The sequence below is a fragment of the Erwinia phyllosphaerae genome, from assembly GCF_019132875.1.
In the GTDB taxonomy this organism is placed as follows: Bacteria; Pseudomonadota; Gammaproteobacteria; order Enterobacterales; family Enterobacteriaceae; genus Erwinia; species Erwinia phyllosphaerae.
Genome location: NZ_JAHSPF010000003.1, coordinates 486414 through 510066 on the forward strand (window position 1 = coordinate 486414; position 23653 = coordinate 510066).

The following is a 23653-nucleotide window of genomic DNA, read 5'->3' on the forward strand; positions in this document are numbered from 1 at the left end:
GGGCTAATTATCCAGGAGTTAATAATGAAAATTGCCGGTTTGCGCTGGACGGGGCTGATTCTGTTTTCTGCGCTGGTTGTTATTGGTCTTGAACAGTTTCACCTGCCCGCCGCACTGCTGCTGGGCCCGATGCTGGTGGCGATAATGTTTGCCGCTCGTGATAAGCCCCTGGTTATTCCTCGCCCTTTATTTTACCTGGCGCAGGGCGTAGTAGGGTGCATGATTGCCCGCTCTATGCCGCCCACGGTATTTTCTGAAATAGCCAGCAATGGACTACTTTTTGCCGCAACTATTTGCTCAGTGATTATTGCCAGTACGCTCTCTGGCTGGCTGCTTACTCGCTGGCAGGTATTACCCGGCTCTACCGCTATTTGGGGATCGTCGCCCGGTGCGGCCACGGCAATGACGCTGATGGCCGAAAGTTATGGTGCTGATGTCAGGCTGGTCGCCTTTATGCAATATATGCGCGTGGTTATCGTCGCCGTGCTGGCCACGCTGGTGGCGCGCATCTGGACGCCAGTCACCTCTGCTGCGCCTTCCAGTTTTGCTATTATGCAGCCGGTTGACTGGCCCTCTTTCGCGTTCACGCTGGCCCTTATTCTTTGCTGTGTTGGAATAAGCCGGCTACTGCGTCTGCCTGCTGGCGCGCTATTATTAACGCTGGCTGGCGGACTTATTGCGCAAAATATGCATTGGCTGAAGCTGGAATTGCCGCAGGCATTGTTAATGGTCGCCTATGCCATTATCGGCTGGAGTATTGGGCTGCGTTTTAATCGCGCTATCCTGGCTTATGCGGCTAAAGCGTTACCCCGGCTTCTGCTGTCCATATTTAGTCTGGTAGCCGTTTGCTGCGGTCTGGCTTTTTTACTGGTGCGCTTTGCCGGTGTCGATCCACTAACGGCTTATCTGGCAACCAGCCCAGGTGGTGCCGACTCCGTGGCCATTATCGCCGCCTCAAGCCATGTCGATCTCTCATTTGTGATGTCAATGCAAACCGGGCGCTTTATCGTGGTGTTATTAACCGGACCGCTATTGGCAAAGTGGGTGGCTAAACGGGTGCATAATACAGCGGAGCAAAAAGAAGAGGGGAAAAAGCCGGATTAATATCCGGCTTCGAGGGTTCAGACTTCCGGGAATGGCATCGTACTGCCCGGCGCTTCGCGATGGATATGCAGGAATGTTAAATGACGTTCGTACTGGTCAAGAATGTCATTAATGATCTGCTCTTTGGTGTAATCCATCAAATCGTTCCCCTGGGTGCCTTCCAGCAGGAAAGTCTCCAGACGGAAATAGTCTGACTTGCCGCTGCGGGCGCGATAGGTAAATGCGGGAACGGAATAACGCTGCGGCCAGATCTGATAAAGGAAGCTCTGCTCATCACCCAGGTTAACCACCATTTCAAGATGGTTCAGACGCTCATCTTCCAGCGGCGGCCGTTCGCTAACCTGTACTTTCGCGCCACGGCGTTCCAGCTCAAGGGCCACTTCTTCCATTGCCGGTCGGCAAACGTTATCCAGCATCTTTTTAGTGTGCGTGCTGCCCGGATAATTCATTACGCGCGAAATACGCTGTTTCCAGTTCAGGCGATCTTCGCGGGAAACCGGGGCGGGCGGCGTGCTGACAATAGTACTGGCTCGACGGTGATCTTCAACGCGCAGCGACTTATAAAGGCCTGCCATCACGAAGAAAATCACGAAGCTAAAGGGCAGGCCCATAATTACCGTGGTTTTTTGCAGCGCCGTGACGCCATTGACCATCAACATACCCAGGGTCAGCAGGCCAATGGCCAACGACCAGAAGATACGCAGCCAGTTAGGCGCATCGTTATTGATGTCGCTCAGCTTTGAAGTAAAGTTGCCCAGCACCAGCGAACCGGAATCCGCCGAGGTCACATAGAACAACAGGCCGGTAATGGTGGCTACCGAAGCGCTAAAGGTAAAGGCCGGGTACTGCGCCAGCAGGCTATAGAAGCCGCGTTCCGGATGCGCCAGCGTTTCCTGGGCGAGCGCGGTATTGCCGTGAATGATTTCATACAGCGCGCTGTTACCAAAGATCGACAGCCACAGCAGCGTAAAGATAAACGGAATTGTCAGCGTTCCTACGACAAACTGGCGAATGGTACGGCCACGTGAGATACGTGCCAGGAACAGTCCAACAAACGGTGACCAGGCAACCCACCAGGCCCAGAAGAACAGCGTCCAGTTGTTCATCCATTCGGTCGGACGATCGAAAGCGAAGCTGTTCAGCGTCATGCCCATAAAGCGATTGATGTAGTCGCCGACGTTAAGCACCAGCGCGTTAAGCAGGAAGCTGGTATTACCCATAAACAGAACGAACAGAATCAGGCCCAGCGCCAGCAGGACGTTTAGCTCTGACAGAATACGGATGCCTTTATTGACGCCTGAGGTCACCGAAATTGTGGCCATAATCACCGAAAGCGCAATCAGCGCAGCCTGCGCCGTTAAGCCTTCCGGCACGTGGAACAGGACTTTTAGCCCATAGTTAAGCTGCACCACGCCAATACCGAGCGTGGTGGCGATACCAAAAATCGTTCCGACAACGGCAGCGATATCCACGGAATGGCCAATTGCGCCATTAATACGTTTGCCAAAGATAGGATAGAGCGCGGAGCGAATAGTCAGCGGCAGGCCGTAACGATAGCTGAAGTAGCCAAGCGCGATACCCATCAGGGCGTACATGGCCCAGCCGGTCAGCCCGTAGTGGAACAGCGTCCAGACCATTGCCTGACGCGCGGCTTCCATGGTCTGCCCGTGGCCTTCTGGCGGCATCATATACTGCGTGACGGGTTCAGCAACCGAGAAAAACATCAGGTCGATACCGATACCGGCCGCAAACAACATGGCGGCCCAGCTCATCAGGCTGAATTCAGGTTTAGATTGTTCCGGCCCCAGTTTGATTGAGCCAAAGCGCGAGGCGGCAATCAGCACCACAAAGACGATATACACGGTTGCGGCCAGCAGGTAATACCAGCCGAAGGTGTTAGAAACCCATTCAAGCGTATTGTTTATCCAGCGATCGGACAGGTCGGTGAAAAAGATCGTGGTGACAGTAAAAACCAGGATCAGGGCGGCAGAGGTATAAAAGACCACCGGATTAATGGTGTCTTTTTGCGGCTTTGCTGGTATTTCAGTGGTCGGCATAGATTCTCCGAAAAATAGCTCAGAAATAAACCCGATTTTCGCAAAGCGTGCCTTAGCGCATACTGGGAAACGTCCGCCGCATATCCGCTAACTACACTGGGGAAAAGACCGGGAGTCATTTATCATACTGATTTTACAGTTTTAAAAAGTGATGTTCTCGCCTCCGTAGCGTTTGTGTTAAAAAATGAGCTTAGCATCATAGTTTTTATTGATTGAGCATTCAATTAAAAATAATTGTAGCATCGGTGTTGCGGAATTAAGTCTTACAGTTTCTGTGGTTTATTTATTTGCGCATGAAAAGTTAATTGGGAGAGCGGCAAGCGCGTAGCATTAATGAAAAACTTATGCTGCAATGATTACCGGATCTCGCATCGAGAATGAGGAATAATGATGACCGAATATGCAATTATCGCCGGCGGCTGCTTTTGGTGCACCGAAGCGGTTTTTAAACAGATTAATGGTGTGGAGTCCGTGGAAAGCGGGTATATCGGCGGCCATGTTGCCCATCCAACCTATAAGCAGGTTTGCACGGGTGAAACCGGCCATGCGGAAGCGATTCGCCTGGGTTTCGATCCGGAAAAAATCAGCTATGGCGAACTGCTGGACATCAGCTTTGCCACGCACGATCCGACGCAGTTGAACCGTCAGGGCAACGATATTGGGACGCAGTACCGTTCGGCAATTTTCCCGCTGAACGAAGCGCAGGCGGTAGAAGCGAAAGCGGCAATCGCACGCGCTCAGGCAGAGCTGAACGAGCCGGTGGTAACGACAATTGAAGGTGCCAGCGAATGGTATCCGGCGGAAGATTATCACCAGAACTACTGGGAAGGCGAAGGGCAGGAGAACCGTTACTGCATGGCGGTTATTCCACCGAAACTGCAAAAGCTGCGTAAGCGCTACGCCAGCCAGACTAAATAAGTAGGGTTTTAAAAGCGGGCCTGGAGCCCGCTTTTTTTTATCCGCTGTCGATTGCAACTTTGGCTTTAAAGGCGCTGTCGTAGCAATGTAAGGCAGTGAGGCTTCTGCGTCGCCGTCCCACTTTTACAGCTTTTTACTACGTAACCGCCATCCAGCTATCAGCGCCAGTGCCAGCAGCATCACGATAAAGGCGGTGATGCCGTGCCAGCCGAAGCTATGCCAGAAAAAGCCGCCCAGCGTCCCTGCCAGACTCGATCCCAGATAGTAGCTAAATAAATAGAGCGAAGAAGCCTGGCCCTTGGCGCGTCTGGCGCGTGGGCCAATCCATCCGCTGGCGACCGCGTGCGCGGCAAAAAAACCGGCGGTAAACAGCATCATTCCGGGAAAAATCAGCCATAGCGAGCTGAACAGCGTAATGACTACGCCCACTATCATTATCGCCGTAGAAAATAGCAGCACGGCGGAGCGGCCATATTTTGCCGTCATCGCCCCTGCCTTGGGCGAACTCCACGACCCGGTCAGATAGACCACAGAAAGTAGTCCTACCACAGCCTGGCTGAGCGACCACGGCGGCGAAAGCAGGCGATAGCCAATATAGTTAAACAGGGTGACAAAAGCGCCCATCAGCAGAAAACCTTCGGCAAACAGCAACGGCAGGCCGCTGTCGCGCCAGTGCAGGCGAAAGTTAATCGCCAGGCTACGCGGCTTTAATGAGGCGGGGCGAAAGTTGCGGGAAGGGGGCAATATTTTCCAGAACATCAGCGCCGATGCCAGGGCAAAACAGCCGATAGCCGTTACCGCAATGCGCCAGCTGGTATAGTCAGTGATCACGCCGCTCAGTAGACGACCGCTCATACCGCCGATAGAGTTACCGCTGATATAGAGGCCCATCGAAAACGCGGTCACGCTGGGATGAATCTCCTCGCTCAGATAGGTCATGCCTACGGCGGCTACGCCGCTTAGCGACAGGCCAATTAATGCCCGCATCAGCAGAATACCGTGCCAGCTGGTCATCGTAGCGGAAAGTAGCGTGAATAAAGATGCCAGCATCAGCGCCGTCACCATCACTCTTTTGCGGCCAATCGCATCTGAAAGCGGCCCTGTCCCCAGTAGCCCCAGGGCCAGCATGCCGGTGGCGACGGAAAGCGAAAGGCTACTGGTCGCGGGTGAAACGCCAAACTCCTGCGACAACACCGGTAAAACAGGCTGCACACAGTAAAGCAGCGCGAAAGTCGCCAGGCCCGCAGAAAAAAGAGCCAGCGTAACGCGCATAAACTGTGGCGTGCCGCGTTTGATATGGCTGCTGCCAGACTGAGGGGTTTCAAGACTTTTATCCGGTACGGCAACCCGCGAAGAGGTATTCACTGCTTATCCTTTCGGCTATGAAAAACATGTTGTTAACTTTATGTAAACAAGAGTATGTTGTCTAATCTATTAATAATCTTGAATGATACTTTTAAGATATGAATATCGAGCTTCGCCATTTGCGCTATTTTATTGCCGTAGCGGAAGAGCTGCACTTTGGGCGGGCAGCGCAGCGGCTGGCCATTTCTCAGCCACCGCTTAGCCAGCAAATTCAAAGTCTTGAGCAACAAATTGGCGCACGGCTTTTCGCCCGGACTAACCGTAGCGTGCAGTTAACGCCTGCGGGTAAGCAGTTTCTACAGGATGCGCGGCAGATTATGCAGGACGTGGCAGCGGCAGCAGCCAGAGCGGCAAGGCTTCATCGGGGAGAAGAGGGTGCGCTAAGAATTGGCTTTACCTCGTCAGCGCCTTTTATTACCACGGTATCCGATGCGCTTTTTACCTTTCGGCAACGCTATCCTGACGTACATATTCAGATGCAGGAAATAAATACCCGCCAGCAGTTGGCTCCTTTAAATGAAGGACGGCTGGATCTTGGCGTGATGCGCAATACACCTCTCCCGGAAACGTTAAGCCACCAGCTTATGCTGCGTGAACCGCTTTATGCCGTTGTTCATCATGCGCATCGTCTTGCGCAGCGCGGCACCATCTCCGTTAGCGAACTGGCGTCGGAACCTTTCGTCTTTTTTGACCCGCAGGTGGGGACCGCGCTGTACAGCGAAATTCTGGCGCTGCTGGAGCGCTATGCCGTGCGGCCTGATATTGCCCAGGAAGTGGGCGAGGCGATGACTATTCTGGGGCTGGTGGCGACCGGCCTGGGCGTCTCCATTTTGCCTGCCTCCTTTCGGCGAGCGCGTCTGGAACAGCTTAGCTGGCTGGCGCTGGAGGAGGAGGATGCCTGGTCCGAGGTCTGGCTGGTCTGGAAAAAGGGCGGCGAGCTGAGCGCACTGACCCAACACATGCTGGCATTGATGCTCAGAACCAACTCTGAAAAATAAGCAAGAAAATATAGATTGTTATGTGCAGTTAATCACACTAAAAATCAAAGCGTTGACGCATCAGCGGAACTGTTTCACCATGGTTAAAGATTTATTTTGCAGCGTGAAAATAAAGGTACAAAGGTGATAGCGGAGAGCCAGCCTGGCCATATTGACCAGATTAAACAGACGAATGCGGGCGCTGTCTATCGCCTGATTGACAGATACGGCCCAATATCACGTATTGCGTTGTCAAAAAAGGCGCAGCTTGCGCCAGCCAGCATTACTAAAATAGTGCGTGAAATGCTGGATGCCCACCTGGTTCAGGAAACTGAATTTCAGGAAGCCGGAAGCCGGGGCAGACCGGCGGTCGGACTGATTGTCGACAGCAAGGCCTGGCACTATCTTTCTGCACGAATTGGCAACGGCGAGATAACGCTGGCGCTGCGCGATCTGAGCAGCCATCTGGTGGTGGAAGAGGTGCGCCCGCTGCCCGTAGACCATCCAGACCCGCTTTTACCCCGTCTTATTAGCGAAGTTGACCAGTTTTTCATCCGCCATCAGCAAAAGCTGGAGCGGCTGACGGCTATTGCCATTACGTTGCCGGGCATTCTGAACGCTGAACGGGGCATTGTGCATCGGATGCCGTTCTATTCCGTCAGCGATATGCCGTTAAGCGAGGCGCTTTCAGCGCGTACCGGCCTGCCGGTATTTATTCAACACGATATTTGTGCCTGGACCATGGCCGAGGCCCTGTTTGGCGCTTCGCGCGATCTTAATGATGTTATCCAGGTAGTGATTGACCATAACGTTGGCGCAGGCGTGATTACGGACGGCAGGCTGCTGCACGGCGGCGGCAGTACGCTGGTGGAGATTGGCCACACGCAGGTAGAGCCCTGGGGCAAACAGTGCTACTGCGGCAACCATGGTTGCCTGGAGACGGTTGCCAGCATGGAAAGCGTGCTGGAACTGGCCGCGCAAAAAATGCAGGCCGCGCCGGATTGTCTTTTGCATCAACAGCCCCTGACGATTTCGTCGCTTTGTGATGCGGCGCTGGCGGGCGATCCGTTAGCTAAAGATATTATTACCGGCGTGGGTCATCATGTAGGCCGTATTCTGGCCATTATGGTTAATTTATTTAATCCGGAAAAAATCGTGATTGGCTCGCCGCTCAATCGCGCCAGCGACATTCTTTATCCTGCGATTGCCGACTGCGTACGTCGCCAGTCGCTGCCGGTTTATGGTCACCAGGTGGCGATTGCCTCCACGCATTTCTATAACCAGGGCACTATGCCGGGCGCGGCGCTGGTCAAAGATGCGCTGTATAACGGTACGCTGCTGGTCAAACTGTTACAGGGCTGAACAGGCCCTTATTGCCAAAACCTTGCGCTAACGCAAGCCTCATTCCTGGCCGCTCTTCTAAGATGTTGCGTCTTAATTGTTAATTATTGTTTATAAATTATCGCAACAACTGGAGCGTGGAGAGGCTATGTTACAGCGTTTATTCGTCACTGGTACCGATACGGAAGTAGGCAAAACAGTGGTCAGCCGCGCGCTTTTGCAAAAGCTGTCCGAAGGCGGCAAACGCGTTGCCGGCTTTAAGCCTGTCGCGAAGGGGAGCCAGCAAACGGAGGAGGGGCTGCGCAACAAAGACGCGCTCGTTCTGCAGGCTTCTTCATCGGTGACTCTTCCTTATTCCGCGATCAATCCTCTCACCCTGGTGGATGACGAGATCAGCACCAGTCGTGATGTGGTGATCGACTATCCGGTATTGAGCGCTCACCTGCGGACGCTTTCCGAACAGGTTGATGCCGTAGTGGTAGAGGGAACCGGCGGCTGGCAGAGCCTGATGAACGATCTGCGCCCGCTGTCGGCCTGGGCCGTGGATGAACAGCTGCCGGTAGTGCTGGTGGTGGGCATTAAGCTGGGGTGCGTCAGCCATGCGCTATTGACGGCGCAGGCCATCATCAATGACGGACTGCCGCTGTTGGGATGGGTGGCAAACCGTATTAATCCGGGGCTGGCCCACTATGCGGAAATTATCGACGTGCTGAGCCAGAAAATTCCTGCTCCGCTGTTAGGCGAATTTCCCTATCTGCCCAGGCCCGAACAAAGAGAGCTGGCGCACTACCTTGATTTGAGTACGCTGCGCTAATTCTTCTGTCGGCGGCAAGCCCATGCTGCCGCTCGTTTTTCCCTCATTCTCCTCGTTACGCCAGCCTGTTCTGAAACTTTTTGACTCTTCAGCGCACAATCAGGAAACTTCCGCCCGCAATCCAGGCCAGAATAAGAAGAATTGCAACAGGGAGCACTATGACAGAGACAGCGCAAACCGGAGCGAGTCATCGCCACTGGATCCTTATCGCCGTAATGCTGGCGATGTTTATGGCCGCCATTGAAGTAACAATTGTCGCTACGGCTATGCCAACCATCATTGCCGAGCTGGGCGGCTTTTCCCAGTTTGGCTGGGTCTTTTCCGTCTATTTGCTGACCCAGGCGGTGAGCGTACCGCTGTACGGCAGGCTGGCGGACTTATGGGGCCGTAAACGGGTATTCTTTATTGGCACTTTGCTTTTCCTGATTGGCTCCGTGCTTTGCGGTTTCGCCCGGCAGATGAGCTGGCTGATCCTGTTTCGCGCGCTGCAGGGGCTGGGCGCTGGCGCGATTATGCCGCTGACCTCTACTATCATTGCCGATGTCTATTCGCCAAAAGAGCGCGCCGCTATTCAGGGCTGGCTTTCCAGCGTCTGGGGCGTGGCGGCCATCGTTGGGCCATTAACCGGTGCCTGGCTGGTCGCGCATTTTAACTGGGCGCTGGTTTTCTGGGTTAACGTACCCATTGGGCTGATCTCAATGTTGTTGCTGGCGCGCTGGTTCCCGGAATCGCGTAGCGAAAAGCGGCAGCAGCTCAATCTTGCCAGCAGCGGCCTGCTGATGTTAACGCTCGGCGCGCTGCTCACGGCGCTTCTACAGGCCCAGGCGCTGGGTTACTGGGCTATCGTGTTGCCCTTTATTGCTCTGCTGAGCGGCTATGCGCTGGTAAGACATGAAAAACGATCGTCAGAGCCGCTGTTTCCGCTGGTGCTGTGGCAGAACCGGACAATCAGTGCGGGTAACGCGGGCAATCTGATTATTGGCGCGGCAATGATGGGGATCAGCGCGTTTCTGCCAACGTGGATCCAGGGGGTAAGCGGCGGAACGCCGCTGCAGGCGGGCAGCGCGCTGGCGATGATGTCTATCGGCTGGCCGTTGGCCAGTACATTAAGCGGCAGGCTGATGCTGCGCACTTCTTACCGTTTTACCGCACAGCTGGGTTCACTGCTGCTGGTGGCAGGGACCGCGCTGCTGTTAACGCTGCAAACCGACAGCCCCATCTGGCAGGCAGGCGGCGCGGCTTTCATCATTGGTTGCGGAATGGGAATGACCAGCACCACTTTTTTGATAGCGGTGCAAAACAGCGCGGAATTCTCGGTTCGGGGAATTTGTACCGCCTCGGTCATGTTCAGTCGGCTGCTGGGTTCCGCTCTGGGAACCGCCATCATGGGTGCCGTCCTGAACTATAACCTGATGGTACGGCTGCCTGGGCATAGCGACCCGGTACAGCAGCTTATGTCACAGGACCAGCGGGAAGCATTAAGCGGACAAGGCTTACATCAGCTGTTGAATGAAGTGGCTGCCTCGCTGCACTGGGTATTTGCCGTTTCGGTAGGGGTGGCTTTTACCAGCCTGGCGGTTGCCTGGATGATGCCAAAGAAAAGGCCGGAATAACCGGCTGGAATAACAAAAAGGGCCGCAAAAGCGGCCCTTTTTTATCAGGATGAAGGCGCATCCTGTGACGTTCCCGCGCTGGCGGGCACCGTTTCACTGTCGTCAGCCTGACCGCGCTTGTAAACGATCTTCTGCGTGTCGTTGTCACAGTGTCCAACAACCTGACCGCCAGCCTTATCGGCCTGATCGTTAGGCACGATATCCAGCGTAAAGCCGGAAGCAGGCACGCCGTTATTGATAATTTTCTGGTTAATATCCGCTTTTACCGTTTCACAGGAAGCTTGTGCCGCCAGAGGCGCGGCAATAATCAGTGCAGGTAATATCCACTTCATCGCTTTCATCATCCTTTCCTTTTGTCCTGAAAATTATCCTGATTATAGCAGCGATTTTTTATCACGGCATAACGGGGCGACCGGTACGGCGGTCAAGGCAGCGCAGCGTATTAGGTTCCCAGTAAGCGTTAATGTTCAGGCTCTGGTCACAGGCATCGCGCGTATCGATTGCACGATCGCCTTTGTCGAAGTTTTTCTCGTCGCGCTGGTTCATTTTAAGGCGCAAACGTCTGTTCTCATCCCACTGCTCTTTTTGCTGACGCGCCTGCTCGTTGGTCAGGGCGCTGTCGCCATCCTGGATAATCAGCCTGTCCGTTTTTGCCTGAGCATGATGCTGAAAGGAAAAAAGCGCGCCAAAAAGGACCAGCGGCAGAGCGGCCTTGCTCAACTGTTGTTGCCAGGTGTTCTTCATCTTTTGCTCCTCAAATAACCATTTACAGCCGCATGGCTGCGTCGAACGCAGCAACTAGTATATCATCTGCGCCGGTGGGCTAACTACCTGACTTATGGCGTCGTTTAACCAGCAGAGAGGAAATATGCTGCTCAAGACCGTGATGCTCTTTTTTCTGACGGCGCTGGCTGAAATTATCGGCTGTTTTCTTCCCTGGCTGTGGCTGAAGAAAGGGGCGTCGGTTCTGCTGTTGCTGCCCGCAGCAGTCAGTCTGGCACTGTTTGTCTGGCTGCTGACGTTGCATCCGGCAGCCAGCGGCCGCGTCTATGCGGCCTATGGCGGCGTGTATGTGGTGACGGCGCTGCTGTGGCTGCGTTTTGTTGATGGCGTGAAGTTAAGCCACTACGACTGGATCGGTGCGGCCGTCGCTTTTTGCGGCATGTTGATTATCGTTGCGGGCTGGGGAAAAGGATAATACCGGGCGACGATCGGATATATCAGCCAGCTAAAGATGATGACCGGTTAATGAGCCAGCTATAAACCGTGCGCGCACGGAGCAGGCCAGCGCCCGCAGCTATTTGACTATCCTGATCGGCTATAAACCGTGCGTGCACGGAGCAGGCGTGACCACCACTTTATCCATCTCCATGACCAGCCTGTAAACCGCGCGGGAATGGAGCAGGCCTCGCTTTTGTGCAACCAGGCTAAGCTGTTAACTCTTCCTGCGTACCTTTTACCGACGCAGGTGCTTGTGGCAAATATGGGTAGACCGATGGCTGATAACATTCCCTCTGACCAGCGTATCGTGCTTTACGATGGCGTTTGCAAACTTTGCAACGGCTGGGTCAATTTTCTTCTCCGCTACGACAAAACCCGCAGCGTACGTCTGGCCGCAGTGCAGACCAGCAAAGGTAAAGCGCTGCTTGAAGCCGCCGGGATGTCGCCGGATGAAATCAACACAATTGTGCTGCTCGATCGCGGACAGGTTTACCTGCGCGCCGAAGCGATTTTCAGGGTAATGAAAGAGATGCCGTGGCCGTGGCGGGCGTTCTCCGTGCTGCGTTTTTTCCCAAAATTTATCAGCGACCGCTGTTATAACCTGATTGCTAAAAACCGCTACAGGCTGTTCGGCCGCTTTGATGCCTGCCAGAAGCCGCAGGCGGATTATCCGGGACGGTTTATTGACAGAGAGTAAGCGCTGGTTTCATCTCCTCTTTTCATTCAGGATGTCAGTTCACGTTGGTAAAGGAGATGAACTGTGTCCGTCAGACTGAATGAGTATCAACAGCCGGTTGGCGAGCCGTTGCCGGACTGGACGCCGCGCTCTTACCCTGAACGCGTTACATTGCAGGGACGTTTTTGTCGACTGGAACCGCTGGAGAGCCTGCGGCACGGTGACGAGCTGCTGACCGCATGGCGTAAAGCGGAAGATGGCCGGGACTGGACCTATCTGTTTTCCGGGCCTTTTACAGACGAGGGGTTCCGGGCTTATCTTGCTCAGGCCGAAGCCAGCCGCGATCCGCTACATTTCGCCGTTATCGACAGGCAAAGCGGCCAGGCGGTGGGAACGCTGGCGCTGATGCGTATTGAGCCTGCCCACGGCGTGCTGGAAGTGGGTCACGTTACTTTTTCTCCCGCATTAAAACGTACGGCCGCCGCGACGGAAAGCCACTTTTTGCTGATGCGCTATGTGTTTGAGCAGCTTGGCTACCGCCGTTACGAATGGAAGTGCGACAGCCTGCATGTTCTGTCGCGCCGGGCGGCAGAACGTCTGGGGTTCAGCTATGAAGGGCTTTTTCGCCAGGCAATTGTGTATAAAGGCCGCACTCGCGACACGGCATGGTTTTCCATTATCGATAGCGAATGGCCTACTTTGCGTCAGGCTTTCGTGCGCTGGCTGGCTGAAAGTAACTTTGATGAGCACGGGACGCAGCGCCAGTCGCTGAGCGTGTTACGTCAGCAGGAAGCTGACCGCTAATAAGGTAAGCGTAAAAAACCTGCCACCGCAAAGACAATAAGACCCACAGCAGGGTGGCCCGCTGACCACCTTGTTTATTTTTCTTCATATTTTCAAACAAGATGTTATTAAATTTACTAACCTTTTACAGTCTGCGTGGACGGTGTTCTGGTGCCGCGTACGTTTACCCTGTTTAAGGAGCCGTTCAATGACATCCCAGGTAACATCCCGCCATTCAACTTTTGCGGTGGCCGTTTACTCTTTACTCCATCCCGTTCCGCTCGGCTTTTTCGTCGCCGGTTGGATCTTTGACCTCATCTACGTTTCCAGCACTGAAATTTTATGGACGCGCGCTGCCAGCTGGCTAATCTCCATTGGCCTGGTTATCGCCATTCTTCCGCGACTAATCAATCTGGTGCAGGTTTGGGTTGGCGTTTCTTATCCGCAGGGTTCGGCGGTTAAAGTGCATTTTTGGGCATACCTGCTGGCGATGGTTCTGGAGATTTTTAATGCCTTTATCCATAGCCGGGATGCTTACGCCGTGGTGCCTGCTGGCGTCATTTTATCTACGCTGGCGGTGATTTTGATGCTGTTCGCTAATGTACAGCTTGCCGTGCGCGACCGCACCGCTTAAGGAGGAGTTATGAAAACTTCATCAACGCTGTCGCTGTTGGCCGTTGCGGTATCTTTACTGCTGAGCGGCTGTGATGACGGCGCAAAGATCGATCCCGCAAAGCAAACTGGCGCTAATCCTGAACTGCCAGCCGCTAAAAATTTCCTGATACCGCCGATGAAGGTGCCGGGCGGTACGCCGTGGAAAGAAAATGAAAAACCCAGGGTAGCCGAAGGGCTGAAGATTGAGAAAGTTGCGGACGGCCTGCTGCATCCGCGTCAGCTTTATACACTGCCTAACGGCGATATCCTGGTAGTGGAGGCCAGCGGCCCGAAAGCCCCCACCAGCCAGCCCAAAGAACTGGTTACCGGTCTTATTAAAAACGCCTCCGGTAAGAGCAGCCCCGGCGGCAATCGGATTACGTTGTTAAGAAGCAGCGACGGTAAAAGCTGGCAAAAATATCCGTTCTTAAGTCATTTGCGTTCGCCGTTTGGCGTTCAGCTGGTGGGCGATACGCTCTACGTCGCTAACGCTGACTCACTGATGAAATACCACTATGAAAGCGGCGCGACCAAAATTACCGATCCCGGTACGGAGCTGGCCGACCTGCCCGGCGGCCCGATTAATCACCACTGGACAAAATCCCTGCTGGCCAGCAAGGACGGTAGCAAGCTCTACGTCGGCGTCGGTTCCAACAGTAATATTACCGAAAACGGCATCGGCGCCGAATATCGCCGGGCCGATATCCTGGAAGTTGACGCGGCAACGGGCGCCAGCCGCATTTATGCCAGCGGACTGCGTAACCCAACTGGCCTGCAGTGGGAGCCGCAAACCGGTAAGCTGTGGGCGATTGTTAACGAACGCGACGAGATTGGCGCAGATCTGGTGCCGGACTATTTGACCTCGGTGCAGGAGGGCGCTTTTTACGGCTGGCCATACAGCTATTACGGTCAGCATGTGGACGAACGCGCGCAGCCGCAGCGGCCAGATTTGGTCAAAAAAGCTATTCGCCCTGACTATGCGTTAAGTTCGCACGTTGCGCCGCTGGGTTTGTGGTTCTATACCGGCAACGGCCTGCCCGACAAATATCGCGGCGGCGCTTTTATCAGCGAGCATGGTAGCTGGAACCGCGAACCGCTGAACGGTTACCAGGTTGTCTGGGTAGCGTTTCGCAACGGCAAGCCGGAGGGACAACCGCTCCCTGTGGTGACCGGCTTTTTAACGGACGACAAGGAAAGCGTACGCGGTTTACCTGTTGGCCTGACAGAGGACAAGCAGGGCGGGCTAATGTTTGCTGATGACGGCGCAAACGTAGTCTGGCGCGTCACCCGTGCGGATGCGCCATAACGTCGTTCGCCGCACCATTCCTCATTGCCTTTACCGCCTGTGCAGAAGCCAGGCGGTTTTTTTTGTCGGTTTTGCAGGCCATCGCTGCTGCGAGTCCTTATGTTTCCTTAATCTTTGGCGTGTACGATTTGTGCCGTTTTAGCGCTAACAGCAAAATCCGCTTGCGGTGAAAATATATCATAGATATATTTTATGTCGTTAAAAGTGCTTTCGATGTCTATTACGGGTATCCCCCGTCAGGAGAATTGTTTTGACCGAGAAAAAAGCTCGCGCGCCGTATCGCGTCAAAAATGAGCTGCGTTTTCGCCCGCTGGAAGTGATCGCCAAAACCTGCATCGCCAAAAGTTTTTACCGTATCGAATTTGGCGGCGAAGCGCTGGTGGGATTTAACTCGCCAGGTTTTGACGACCATATCAAAGTCTTTTTCCCCGATCCTGCCACGGGTGAGCTTTACCTGCCGCAAGTGACCGAAGAGGGTATCGTGTGGAAAGACGGTATTCGTCCACTGTCGCGTGACTATACGCCGCTCTGTTTTGACGCTGAAAAACAGCGCCTGACGGTGGATTTTTACGTACATGAAGCTGGTGTCGCCAGCGACTGGGCCGCCACCGCGCACCCCGGTGACAGGTTAGCTATCGGCGGTCCACGCGGTTCGCTGATTGTGCCGGAAGAGTATGCTTTTCAGCTTTACGTTTGCGATGAAACCGGACTGCCCGCGTTTAAGCGCCGTCTGTCCACGCTTTCTGACCGCCATATCAAGCTTTTTGCTTTCGTTGATGAAAGCGTTGGTCAGGCTTACCTTGACGATCTACAGGGCGTAGAGGTTCACTGGCTGGGCAGTGGCAAAATGCGTGAAAGCGTTACTGGTCTGATTGCACAGCTGCAGGAAATTACCCTGCCTGATGAAGACTATTTTATCTGGCTAACGGGCGAGGGCGCGGCGGTAAAAGAGCTGAGCGACTACTTTATTACCCAACGCGAGCGCGATGCAGACTATGTCCGCGCGGTAGCCTACTGGCACCATAAGTAGTCAGGTTGTATTTTCGCTAACGCTACCTTACTATCCTTTTCCCAAAAAACAGCGGCCCGGACGAATAATGAAACCTCAGCACTCTTCTCAACGTGACTTTCCTGGCGGGGCCGCGTGCGGTATGCGTAAAAAACGCCGTGAAAAAATGCTGGATGCCAGCGATGTCCGTCTGCTGCTGCTGCATTTTATTGCGCAGGGTGCCGCGCATGGTTATGAGCTGATCAAATCAATTGAAGAGCTTTCCCGAGGCGAATATACGCCAAGTCCCGGCATTATCTATCCCAACCTGACGCTGCTGGAAGAGATGGAGTGCATTGAAATACGCGATGCGCAGGCGTCACGTAAAGCTTATAGCCTGACGGCAGAAGGCCAGCGCCAGCTGGCTGAATATCAACCCAATCTGCAAACCATTATCGGCCGGCTCGGTTCGATGGCGGTGCTGGTCAATAACCGCAGCCTTCCGGAGGTTGAACGCGCCGTTAACAATATGCGTACGGCGCTGAATACGCGGCTTTCTCAGGCCAGTCTTCCTCAGCAAACCCTTTACGATATTATTGACGCGCTGGACGAGGCCGCTCGCAAAATAGAGCGCAGTTAACGCCAGGCGCTGGCCCCTTCCATCCTTAACGCACCTTCAAAAGCGCAGTGCCATCAAATTCTACTAATGTTACCGGTAACTCTGCCGATACAAGACACTTCTGAATCAATAATCAGGTGTGGCTATGTCCGTCTTTACTCGTATCAAAACCTCCTCGTTTTTGCTCAGCACTATTATCGCCTTTGGCGCGCTACAGCTTGTTGCTGGCATCCTTTTTCTGAACGCACTCGGTCATAATAAAGACAGCTTTGAAAGCGCTTCTACCGCCAGCGACCAGGTTACCGCGCTGACCAATGCCTGGTATGAGCTCAATGCCGCGCGCGCAGACGTCAACCGTGTACTTATCTGGCTGCAGAAGGAAGGGCCGACCAGCGGCGTTGTCGGCAGTATGGTGCAGCATGGCAAAGAGCAGCTGGCATTAGCCGATCGCGACTTTAAAAAATATCAGTCCGGGCCGACCATTCCCGGTCTTAATCCGGCGCTTAACGAGCGGCTGGCCAAAAGCTATCAGGTCTATGCCGGACAGCTGACGCAGCTGATGGATATCGCTTCTCGCCGTGATATGCCGGGCCTGTTCACCATTAACGTTGCCAATAATCAACAAATTATGCAGGGCGACTACGATCGCTGGCGCGCGGCGGTAAGCCAGCTGGCAAAAGATACCTCGGCAGAAAGCCAGCGGGTATTTGGCAACATGCTGTGGCTCATCGGCACCATTATGCTGGTTGTTATCGCCTGTATTCTGGTGAGCTGGTCGGTGATTAAAAGCGTCCTTATTCAGCCGCTGAATCGTGCGCTGGAGCATATTAATACCATTGAGAAAGGCGATTTAACTGAGCGAATTGCTGTCGACAGCAGCGCGCGCAATGAAATGGGCCACCTGCTCTCTGGCCTGGCTGTGATGCAGCAGTCGCTGGCAAAAACCGTCGGTAACGTACGTCATGGCGCGGATACTATTCTTTCCGGCGTCAGTGAAATTGCCACGGGCAATAACGACCTCTCTTCCCGTACTGAAGAGCAGGCCGCTTCGCTGGAGCAGACGGCGGCCAGCATGGAGCAAATTACCGCTACCGTGAAGCAGAACGCGGATAACTCTCATCAGGCGGCCAGGCTGGCGCTTTCGGCCGCGCAGACGGCAGAGAAGGGCAGTACTATCGTCGATGGCGTCATTAAAAGCATTTTCGGCCTGCAGGAGAGTTCGAAAAAAATCGCTGAAATTACCGGCGTGATCGAGAGCATCGCTTTTCAGACCAATATCCTGGCGCTGAACGCAGCGGTTGAGGCTGCGCGAGCCGGTGAAAACGGCCGTGGCTTTGCCGTGGTAGCGGGAGAAGTGCGCAGCCTGGCGCAGCGCAGCGCCGTTGCCGCAAAAGATATTAACGCGCTGATTGCCGAATCTTCCTCACGGGTGGAAAACGGATCGCGACTGGCCGGGCAGGCTGAAGAATCAATGCAGGGCATTCTCAGCTCGGTGCAGCAGGTTCGCGATATTATGGATGAGATCTCTTCGGCTTCGGAGGAGCAGAGCCGCGGCATCGATCAGGTTGGCCTTGCCGTATCGGAACTGGATCAGGTGACGCAGCAGAATGCCGCGCTGGTGCAGCAATCTTCGGCCGCTGCAACCACGCTGGAGGAGCAGGCCGCCAGGCTCAATGCCGCTGTTGCGGTATTCCGTGTTGGTTCGCATAGCCCGGAGAACGCCCGTCCGCAGGTTGCCAGGAAATTGCCAGCCCGTACACCAGCGGTGGCTGGGCTGGATAACTGGGAAACCTTCTGACGTTCCCTGACGGTAAAACTAAAAGCCAGATAAGCTTCAGGCCCGACTTACTGTCGGGCTACTTTTCACCGTAACGAACCGCTTTGAAACCTTTGCAAAGCTTTCGGCCCAGGGCCAATCGCGTAATTCGCGCAGCACGGTTAACTCCCTTTCACTTTCTTCCATATAGTTTCTGATCCGGCGTCTGGTGAAAACTGGCTCTGTCCGAAAGGCCTTAGCGCCTGTTCGAATTGATTGCAGGTGCTTTCTTAATGGGATATTTCTTATTCAATTAAGCGGGTTTTTAACCTTCGGGCTGTTTTTAGACCTATTTAAAACGCAAAAGATCTAGCCGGTAAAAACAGATATATCTTAATTACAAATGCGCGTTTCTTTCTGCTTTTTTTAATAAAAAGAGCGGCGTTGATACGTTCGGTAACTCATTAATGCTACTGAACTAATTAATAGTTGAAACCTTGCATAAAAAAAGGATTTTACCGCTGAAAAATTTGCTGCGTATTATATTAGCTATCGTTAAGCATTTCGCCTGGAATGGCTTTTATTTTAACTATTCGTTTACTTTTGCCTGATAAAAAATGGCCCTGCTTTTTGGCCTGTTATCGTACGCTTTTTTATCGATTTCCGCCAGGGATGCCGTATTTACTGGCTTTGTGGCTCAAGCTAGCGACAAACCAGGCGTCCATTGTAAGTAATCATTGCTAATGGTGTTAATTTATTTAATAAATTGATACCAAATTTAATAATGAAACCGTAGCAATTTATTTCCAAATTTTAACGTTATATTAACTTTTCCTGCTGTGTCTTTCGATAAGGGTTAAACCTTTTACCCCACACTGGCGCATATTAAGAATATGTCTGTATTTACTTGCTGGAGCTGATGTGGTGGAGTACCGGGGCATCATGGAATGAAGACCAGGGCAAATTTGAATTTTAATAACATTACTCAGTGCAGTTAGCATTAATTTCTATGAGGTAGCGGTATGAGAGTCGGCGTATCAAACGATAACTATCCAGAAAAAAGAACAATAATTGTTGATGCTGGCGTGGAATACGTGAACTTCAAAAAGAAGAATATTTACTCTTATATTAATCTTCTGAATATGAAGTTTTTTAAAAAGAATAAGATTTTTCTGTTTCGTCCGCTGATGGGCTCACAGGAAAAAAATATTGATATATTCCACGTTTTCAACGAGATAGCTATTACGGATCGTAAGTGGGTAGTCACTTTCGAAACCGAGTTGCCGCGTATCCTGCCAAGGAAAAATGCCAGCGACGACAGCTTTGACGCAAGGCTGAAACGTCATTCAGCCGCGCTGATGCAAAAAAACTGCCTGGCGCTGATTGCGCTTTCCGGTGCGGCTTATAACCTGGAAATGAAGCTGTTTCAGGATAATCCGGAGCTTTTACGTACGCTGCGCGAAAAGCTGGTGGTGTTACACCCCCCGCAGAAGCTCTATGTAGAAGAACGCAAGCCGCGCAACGCTGCAAATCCTGTTCACTTTGTCTTTGTAGGACGTGATTTTTATCGTAAGGGCGGCGGAGAGATAGTCCGTGCTTTTGATGAGCTGCTGAACGAGAAAAAAATTCGTCCGGAGCAGATCAAGGTAACGTTAATTGGCGATCTCAATAAAACCAATAACTATGCCTTTGGTAAATATCAGGATGACGCGGCTTTTGCCAGAGAAACAGAGGCCGCTATCGCGCGCTACTCTCTTTTTGATCATCATAGCGTTATGCCTAACGATAAAGTTATGCAGCTGTTGCAGGAAGCGGATGTCGGTCTTTTACCGACCTGGGCTGAGACATACGGTTTCTCCGTCCTGGAGATGCAGTCCTGTGGTTGTCCGGTTATCACCACCAACGTGCGTGCGCTGCCGGAGATCAATCCGCAAGAGGCAGGCTGGCTGGTTAAGCATGAGCTAAACGAAGACTGTGATTATGCGGTCACCTCTTTCGAACAGCGTGATTCGGTGCGGAGGAAGACTGTCGACCAGATGAAAGCCATCATCGAGGATATTATTCAGAACCCAGAGCAGATCGTTGATAAAGCCAACGCCTCTATCGCCAGAATCAAAAACGAACATGACGTAGAAGTCTATCAGGACAAACTGAGAGCGCTTTACAACAAGTAAATCGTCAGACATCTGCATGAGCCAATGGCCAGGCGTACATTCGTATGCCTGGCCGTTTGTTTTATTCTCTCTTTCCGGCGTGCCGCCATGGTGCATGCTTGTTCACGGTCGCCATGCGTTTTTAACCCGTTACTTCCTACGCTTATTCTGCCCTCTGGCCGCTATTTCTACGCGCTTATTCTGTTTTTCGGGCTCTCCTGATAGATATTCGCGGCCTGACTCTTTCTTCCCGAAATAATCACCCAAAATACATAAATTAAATGCTCTTTTTTTTCATGTAAAAATTAGTTAATTTTATGTTGTTAAATTGTAATTGATAAAAGAAGTTCATAACCCGTTGTCTAATTCGAGAGACTAAAATGACAAAATTAACGAGTATCGTTATAGCGATTATTGGCCTCGCTATGCTTTACATGGGTGGAAAACTGCTGCTATTAGGCGGCTCACCGTTTTATATCGTCATGGCTATTGGCTTACTGCTTACGGCCGTGGCGCTGTACAAAAAGAAACAAATCGCCTTGTCCATTTACGCCATTCTGATGTGGCTGGTGGTCGGCTGGACGCTGTATGAGGTCGGGCTTGATAAATGGCAGTGGATACCGCGCGGCGATATTATTGGCCTGATCGGTGTCTGGCTGGCGCTACCCTGGATTGTTCGTCCGTTGTCCAGGGCGCATAACCCGGCGAAACCCGCCAGCTTCCATCCCTTTTTGGGCACCACTGTTATCGTTATTATCGCCATCGTTATCGGATTAACCTTTTATGATCCGTTGCCGCAGGAAGGCACGCTGAGCAATAAACGTAGCCCGGTTGAAACCAGCGTAGCCGGCAACGACTGGACTGCCTATGGCGGCACGGCTAACGGGCTGCGTTTTTCCGATCTCAAGCAGATTACCAGCGATAACGTGAGCAATCTGGAAGTGGCGTGGACTTATCACACGGGCGATCTGCAAAATGATAAGGACGCAACGGAGTACACGTTTGAAGCTACGCCATTAAAAGTAAATAACACCGTATATTTCTGTACGCCGCATAACGAAGTGCACGCGCTTAATCCTGAAACGGGCGAGCTGAAATGGAAATATCAGCCAGCTAAAGATCGTTCTTATTTACAGCAGCATCAGACCTGTCGCGGCGTGAGCTATTATGCACCGGATAGCGCGGCTACAGCATCCTCTGCCAATGCGCCAGCCTACTGCCGGAAACGTATCTTTAACGCGACTACGGATGCAAAACTGGTCGCGCTGGACGCTGACAGCGGCAAACCGTGCCAGGATTTCGGCACCAACGGTATTGTCGATTTACGCGCCGGTATGGGGAATATTCGCCCGCACGCGCTGATGCAGACGGCTGCGCCACTGGTGGCAGGTAATCTGGTTATCGTTGGTGGCTCGGTAATGGATAACGGCTATAACAGCGGCAATCCTTCCGGCGTCATTCGGGCTTATGACGTTACCACCGGCCAGCTGGTATGGAACTTCGATCCTGCCAATCCGCAGGACACCCGACCGCTGCCAGCAGGTAAAACCTATCCGCAGGATACGCCGGTTGCCTGGGGTACCCTGAGTGCCGATCTGAAAAATGGTCTGGTTTACGTGCCTTTTGGTAACGCCTCGCCGGACGAGCTTGGCCGTCAACGCGATGCGAACAGCAATACCGAGAAGTTCCGCGACACGCTGGTCGCGCTGGACTTAAAAACAGGCACCTTTAAATGGCGCTTCCAGTCATCCAGAAACGATCTGTGGGACCGTGATAACCCTTCGCAGCCTTCGCTACTGGATATCGATTATCAGGGCAGCCGCCAGCCGGTGGTTATTCTGCCGACCAAAACCGGTAACCTGTTCGTTCTGAACCGACTAACCGGTCAGCCTGTCTATCCTGTTAATCAGCAGGATGTTTCTACTAAAGGCGGCGTGCCGGGTGAAACCTTCTCGCCAACCCAGCCTGTTTCCGCGCTGAACTTTATTCCGGAGCCGCTGAAGGAAAAATCGATGTGGGGCCTGACGCCGTTTGACCAGATGGCGTGCCGGATTACGTTTAAATCAATGCGCTATGACGGTAACCCGTGGACGCCATCTACCGAGGGCGGCACCATCGTGTTCCCTGGCAATATCGGCGTCTTTAACTGGGGCTCCGTAGCCGTCGATCCTGAACGGCAGATCCTGATCGCTGCACCGGTTCGTTTGGCCTACAAATATAACCTGATTAAGCGCACCCCTCAGACCGAGGATAAGCGCCTGTTCACCAAAGACGGTACGCCTTACTGGAATGAGAACTTTGAAGGCGACTATGCGATTCATATCCAGCAGTTTGCCTCTGGCCTGGGCATTCCCTGCATTGCACCACCGTGGGGACGCATGGTTGGCGTCGATCTGACCACTGGCAAAACAGCCTGGCTGCGCCGGGTTGGCACGACCAAAAACCTGAATACCACCTTCCTGCCGGGCCGCTTCCCAATTGGTTTCCCGATGGGGATGGTCGCGCACGGTGGCCCGCTGACTACGGCTGGCGATTTGGTGTTTCATGGCGCAACGGCGGATAACTTCTTCCGCGCTTACGATATCAACAGCGGCAAGCTGCTGTGGCAAACCGAGCTGCCAGCGGGCGGTCAGGCAACGCCTGCCACCTACATGGGTGCTGATAATAAGCAGTACGTTATTATCGCAGCGGGCGGTCACGGCTCGTTAGGCACCAAAGAGGGGGATAGCGTTATTGCTTATCGCCTGAAGTAAACCTTGCTGCGGGCGGCAGGACGCCGTCCGCTGTTTAAGACGTTTAAGACGTTTAAGACGTTTTTAAGTATGAAAGCCGTGAGGTTACGGTTTTGTAGCATCTGTCACCGTTGGTTAAGGCGTCAGGGAAAAAGCATTTTCGCGGCTGCAAGGCTAAGACCCGCTACGGTAAACATGCTTGCCGTTGACCATACAATCTGATTTCTTAGTCCCTTATAGAGCTCAACCCGTAAAGACATAACTTCATTTTTGACCGCGCTAACTTCTTCACGCGTAGTCAGCTCCAGCTTAAGAAGGTCGCTTTTGGTCGCAAAGGTGTCTGCCCGGACATTCAGTGCATCAATACGCGCGCTCTGTTCAGCTGAGGCAGCGATGGTAGCGCAATTATCCAGACGCGCCGCCAGCTCAGTGAAATCGCTTTTTGTCGCGCAGTTATCCAGACGCGCCGCCAGCTCATTAAAATCGCTTTTTGTCGCGTAATTATCCAGACGCGCCGCCAGCTCAGTGAAATCGCTTTTTGTCGCGCAGTTATCCAGACGCGCCGCCAGCTCATTA

The 23653-nt window shown here is 53.0% G+C and carries 21 protein-coding genes; 16 read left to right on the plus strand and 5 right to left on the minus strand.

Translation table 11 applies throughout. From position 1 onward, the window contains the following. The first annotated feature begins 24 nt into the window (after window positions 1–24). The gene (locus KUE00_RS08240; protein ID WP_246759259.1) at window positions 25–1104 is read left to right on the plus strand and encodes an AbrB family transcriptional regulator; all 1080 of its coding nucleotides are present in this window, start codon (window positions 25–27) and stop codon (window positions 1102–1104) included. Between the two features lie 17 nt (window positions 1105–1121). Here the strand turns inward: KUE00_RS08240 and KUE00_RS08245 are convergent, their stop codons facing one another. After that, entirely contained in the window at window positions 1122–3161 is a 2040-nt protein-coding gene (locus tag KUE00_RS08245) for a choline transporter (RefSeq protein ID WP_246759260.1), read from the minus strand. A 387-nt stretch (window positions 3162–3548) separates the two neighbouring features. Here KUE00_RS08245 and msrA point away from each other — a divergent pair, with 387 nt between their 5' ends. Further along, window positions 3549–4079 (plus strand): peptide-methionine (S)-S-oxide reductase MsrA, encoded by a 531-nt coding sequence (gene msrA, locus KUE00_RS08250; protein WP_246759261.1) that lies wholly within the window; start codon window positions 3549–3551, stop codon window positions 4077–4079. 123 nt (window positions 4080–4202) lie between these two features. On the opposite strand, the gene KUE00_RS08255 is transcribed toward msrA, so the two are convergent. Further along, window positions 4203–5444: an MFS transporter gene (locus tag KUE00_RS08255; RefSeq protein ID WP_246759262.1), complete on the minus strand. Its 1242-nt coding sequence runs from the start codon at window positions 5442–5444 to the stop codon at window positions 4203–4205. 98 nt (window positions 5445–5542) lie between these two features. Here KUE00_RS08255 and KUE00_RS08260 point away from each other — a divergent pair, with 98 nt between their 5' ends. The 4 genes from KUE00_RS08260 (at window position 5543) to KUE00_RS08275 (ending at window position 10189) form a co-directional block, all read left to right on the plus strand. Further along, complete coding sequence (locus tag KUE00_RS08260) at window positions 5543–6442, plus strand: LysR family transcriptional regulator (protein WP_246759263.1); 900 nt, start codon at window positions 5543–5545, stop codon at window positions 6440–6442. Between the two features lie 123 nt (window positions 6443–6565). Then, entirely contained in the window at window positions 6566–7783 is a 1218-nt protein-coding gene (gene mlc, locus KUE00_RS08265) for a sugar metabolism global transcriptional regulator Mlc (protein WP_246759307.1), read from the plus strand. 127 nt (window positions 7784–7910) lie between these two features. Then, window positions 7911–8576: a dethiobiotin synthase gene (gene bioD / locus KUE00_RS08270; RefSeq protein WP_246759264.1), complete on the plus strand. Its 666-nt coding sequence runs from the start codon at window positions 7911–7913 to the stop codon at window positions 8574–8576. Window positions 8577–8734: 158 nt separating this feature from the next. Beyond that, window positions 8735–10189, plus strand: coding sequence for an MDR family MFS transporter (locus KUE00_RS08275; protein WP_246759265.1), 1455 nt, complete (start codon window positions 8735–8737; stop codon window positions 10187–10189). Between the two features lie 44 nt (window positions 10190–10233). Here KUE00_RS08275 and KUE00_RS08280 read toward each other — a convergent pair whose 3' ends face one another. Next, on the minus strand, window positions 10234–10530 hold the full coding sequence (locus KUE00_RS08280) for a DUF1161 domain-containing protein (RefSeq protein ID WP_246759266.1): 297 nt from the start codon (window positions 10528–10530) through the stop codon (window positions 10234–10236). A 52-nt stretch (window positions 10531–10582) separates the two neighbouring features. Beyond that, the gene (locus KUE00_RS08285) at window positions 10583–10933 is read right to left on the minus strand and encodes a DUF1283 family protein (protein ID WP_246759267.1); all 351 of its coding nucleotides are present in this window, start codon (window positions 10931–10933) and stop codon (window positions 10583–10585) included. A 127-nt stretch (window positions 10934–11060) separates the two neighbouring features. Here KUE00_RS08285 and KUE00_RS08290 point away from each other — a divergent pair, with 127 nt between their 5' ends. The 10 genes from KUE00_RS08290 to KUE00_RS08335 all read left to right on the plus strand — a co-directional run bounded on the left by KUE00_RS08290 (window position 11061) and on the right by KUE00_RS08335 (window position 23098). Then, window positions 11061–11387, plus strand: coding sequence for a YnfA family protein (locus tag KUE00_RS08290; RefSeq protein ID WP_246759309.1), 327 nt, complete (start codon window positions 11061–11063; stop codon window positions 11385–11387). A gap of 297 nt (window positions 11388–11684) precedes the next feature. After that, complete coding sequence (locus KUE00_RS08295; RefSeq protein ID WP_246759268.1) at window positions 11685–12107, plus strand: thiol-disulfide oxidoreductase DCC family protein; 423 nt, start codon at window positions 11685–11687, stop codon at window positions 12105–12107. Window positions 12108–12170: 63 nt separating this feature from the next. Beyond that, window positions 12171–12890 carry a GNAT family N-acetyltransferase gene (locus KUE00_RS08300; protein WP_246759269.1) on the plus strand — a complete coding sequence of 240 codons (720 nt, stop codon included), beginning with the start codon at window positions 12171–12173 and terminating at the stop codon, window positions 12888–12890. A gap of 187 nt (window positions 12891–13077) precedes the next feature. After that, the gene (locus tag KUE00_RS08305; protein WP_246759271.1) at window positions 13078–13503 is read left to right on the plus strand and encodes a DUF2231 domain-containing protein; all 426 of its coding nucleotides are present in this window, start codon (window positions 13078–13080) and stop codon (window positions 13501–13503) included. A gap of 9 nt (window positions 13504–13512) precedes the next feature. Further along, the gene (locus tag KUE00_RS08310) at window positions 13513–14829 is read left to right on the plus strand and encodes a PQQ-dependent sugar dehydrogenase (RefSeq protein WP_246759272.1); all 1317 of its coding nucleotides are present in this window, start codon (window positions 13513–13515) and stop codon (window positions 14827–14829) included. A gap of 250 nt (window positions 14830–15079) precedes the next feature. Then, a complete protein-coding gene (locus tag KUE00_RS08315) occupies window positions 15080–15859 on the plus strand; it encodes a siderophore-interacting protein (RefSeq protein ID WP_246759273.1) in 780 nt (259 codons plus the stop codon). A 67-nt stretch (window positions 15860–15926) separates the two neighbouring features. Then, complete coding sequence (locus KUE00_RS08320; protein WP_246759274.1) at window positions 15927–16457, plus strand: PadR family transcriptional regulator; 531 nt, start codon at window positions 15927–15929, stop codon at window positions 16455–16457. Between the two features lie 124 nt (window positions 16458–16581). Continuing rightward, window positions 16582–18234: a methyl-accepting chemotaxis protein gene (locus KUE00_RS08325; RefSeq protein ID WP_246759275.1), complete on the plus strand. Its 1653-nt coding sequence runs from the start codon at window positions 16582–16584 to the stop codon at window positions 18232–18234. A 980-nt stretch (window positions 18235–19214) separates the two neighbouring features. Continuing rightward, on the plus strand, window positions 19215–20366 hold the full coding sequence (locus tag KUE00_RS08330) for a glycosyltransferase family 4 protein (RefSeq protein ID WP_246759276.1): 1152 nt from the start codon (window positions 19215–19217) through the stop codon (window positions 20364–20366). A gap of 359 nt (window positions 20367–20725) precedes the next feature. Beyond that, window positions 20726–23098 (plus strand): membrane-bound PQQ-dependent dehydrogenase, glucose/quinate/shikimate family, encoded by a 2373-nt coding sequence (locus KUE00_RS08335; protein WP_246759277.1) that lies wholly within the window; start codon window positions 20726–20728, stop codon window positions 23096–23098. A gap of 122 nt (window positions 23099–23220) precedes the next feature. Here the strand turns inward: KUE00_RS08335 and KUE00_RS08340 are convergent. Beyond that, on the minus strand, window positions 23221–23653 hold a 433-nt coding region (locus KUE00_RS08340; protein ID WP_246759278.1), incomplete at its 5' end, for a hypothetical protein.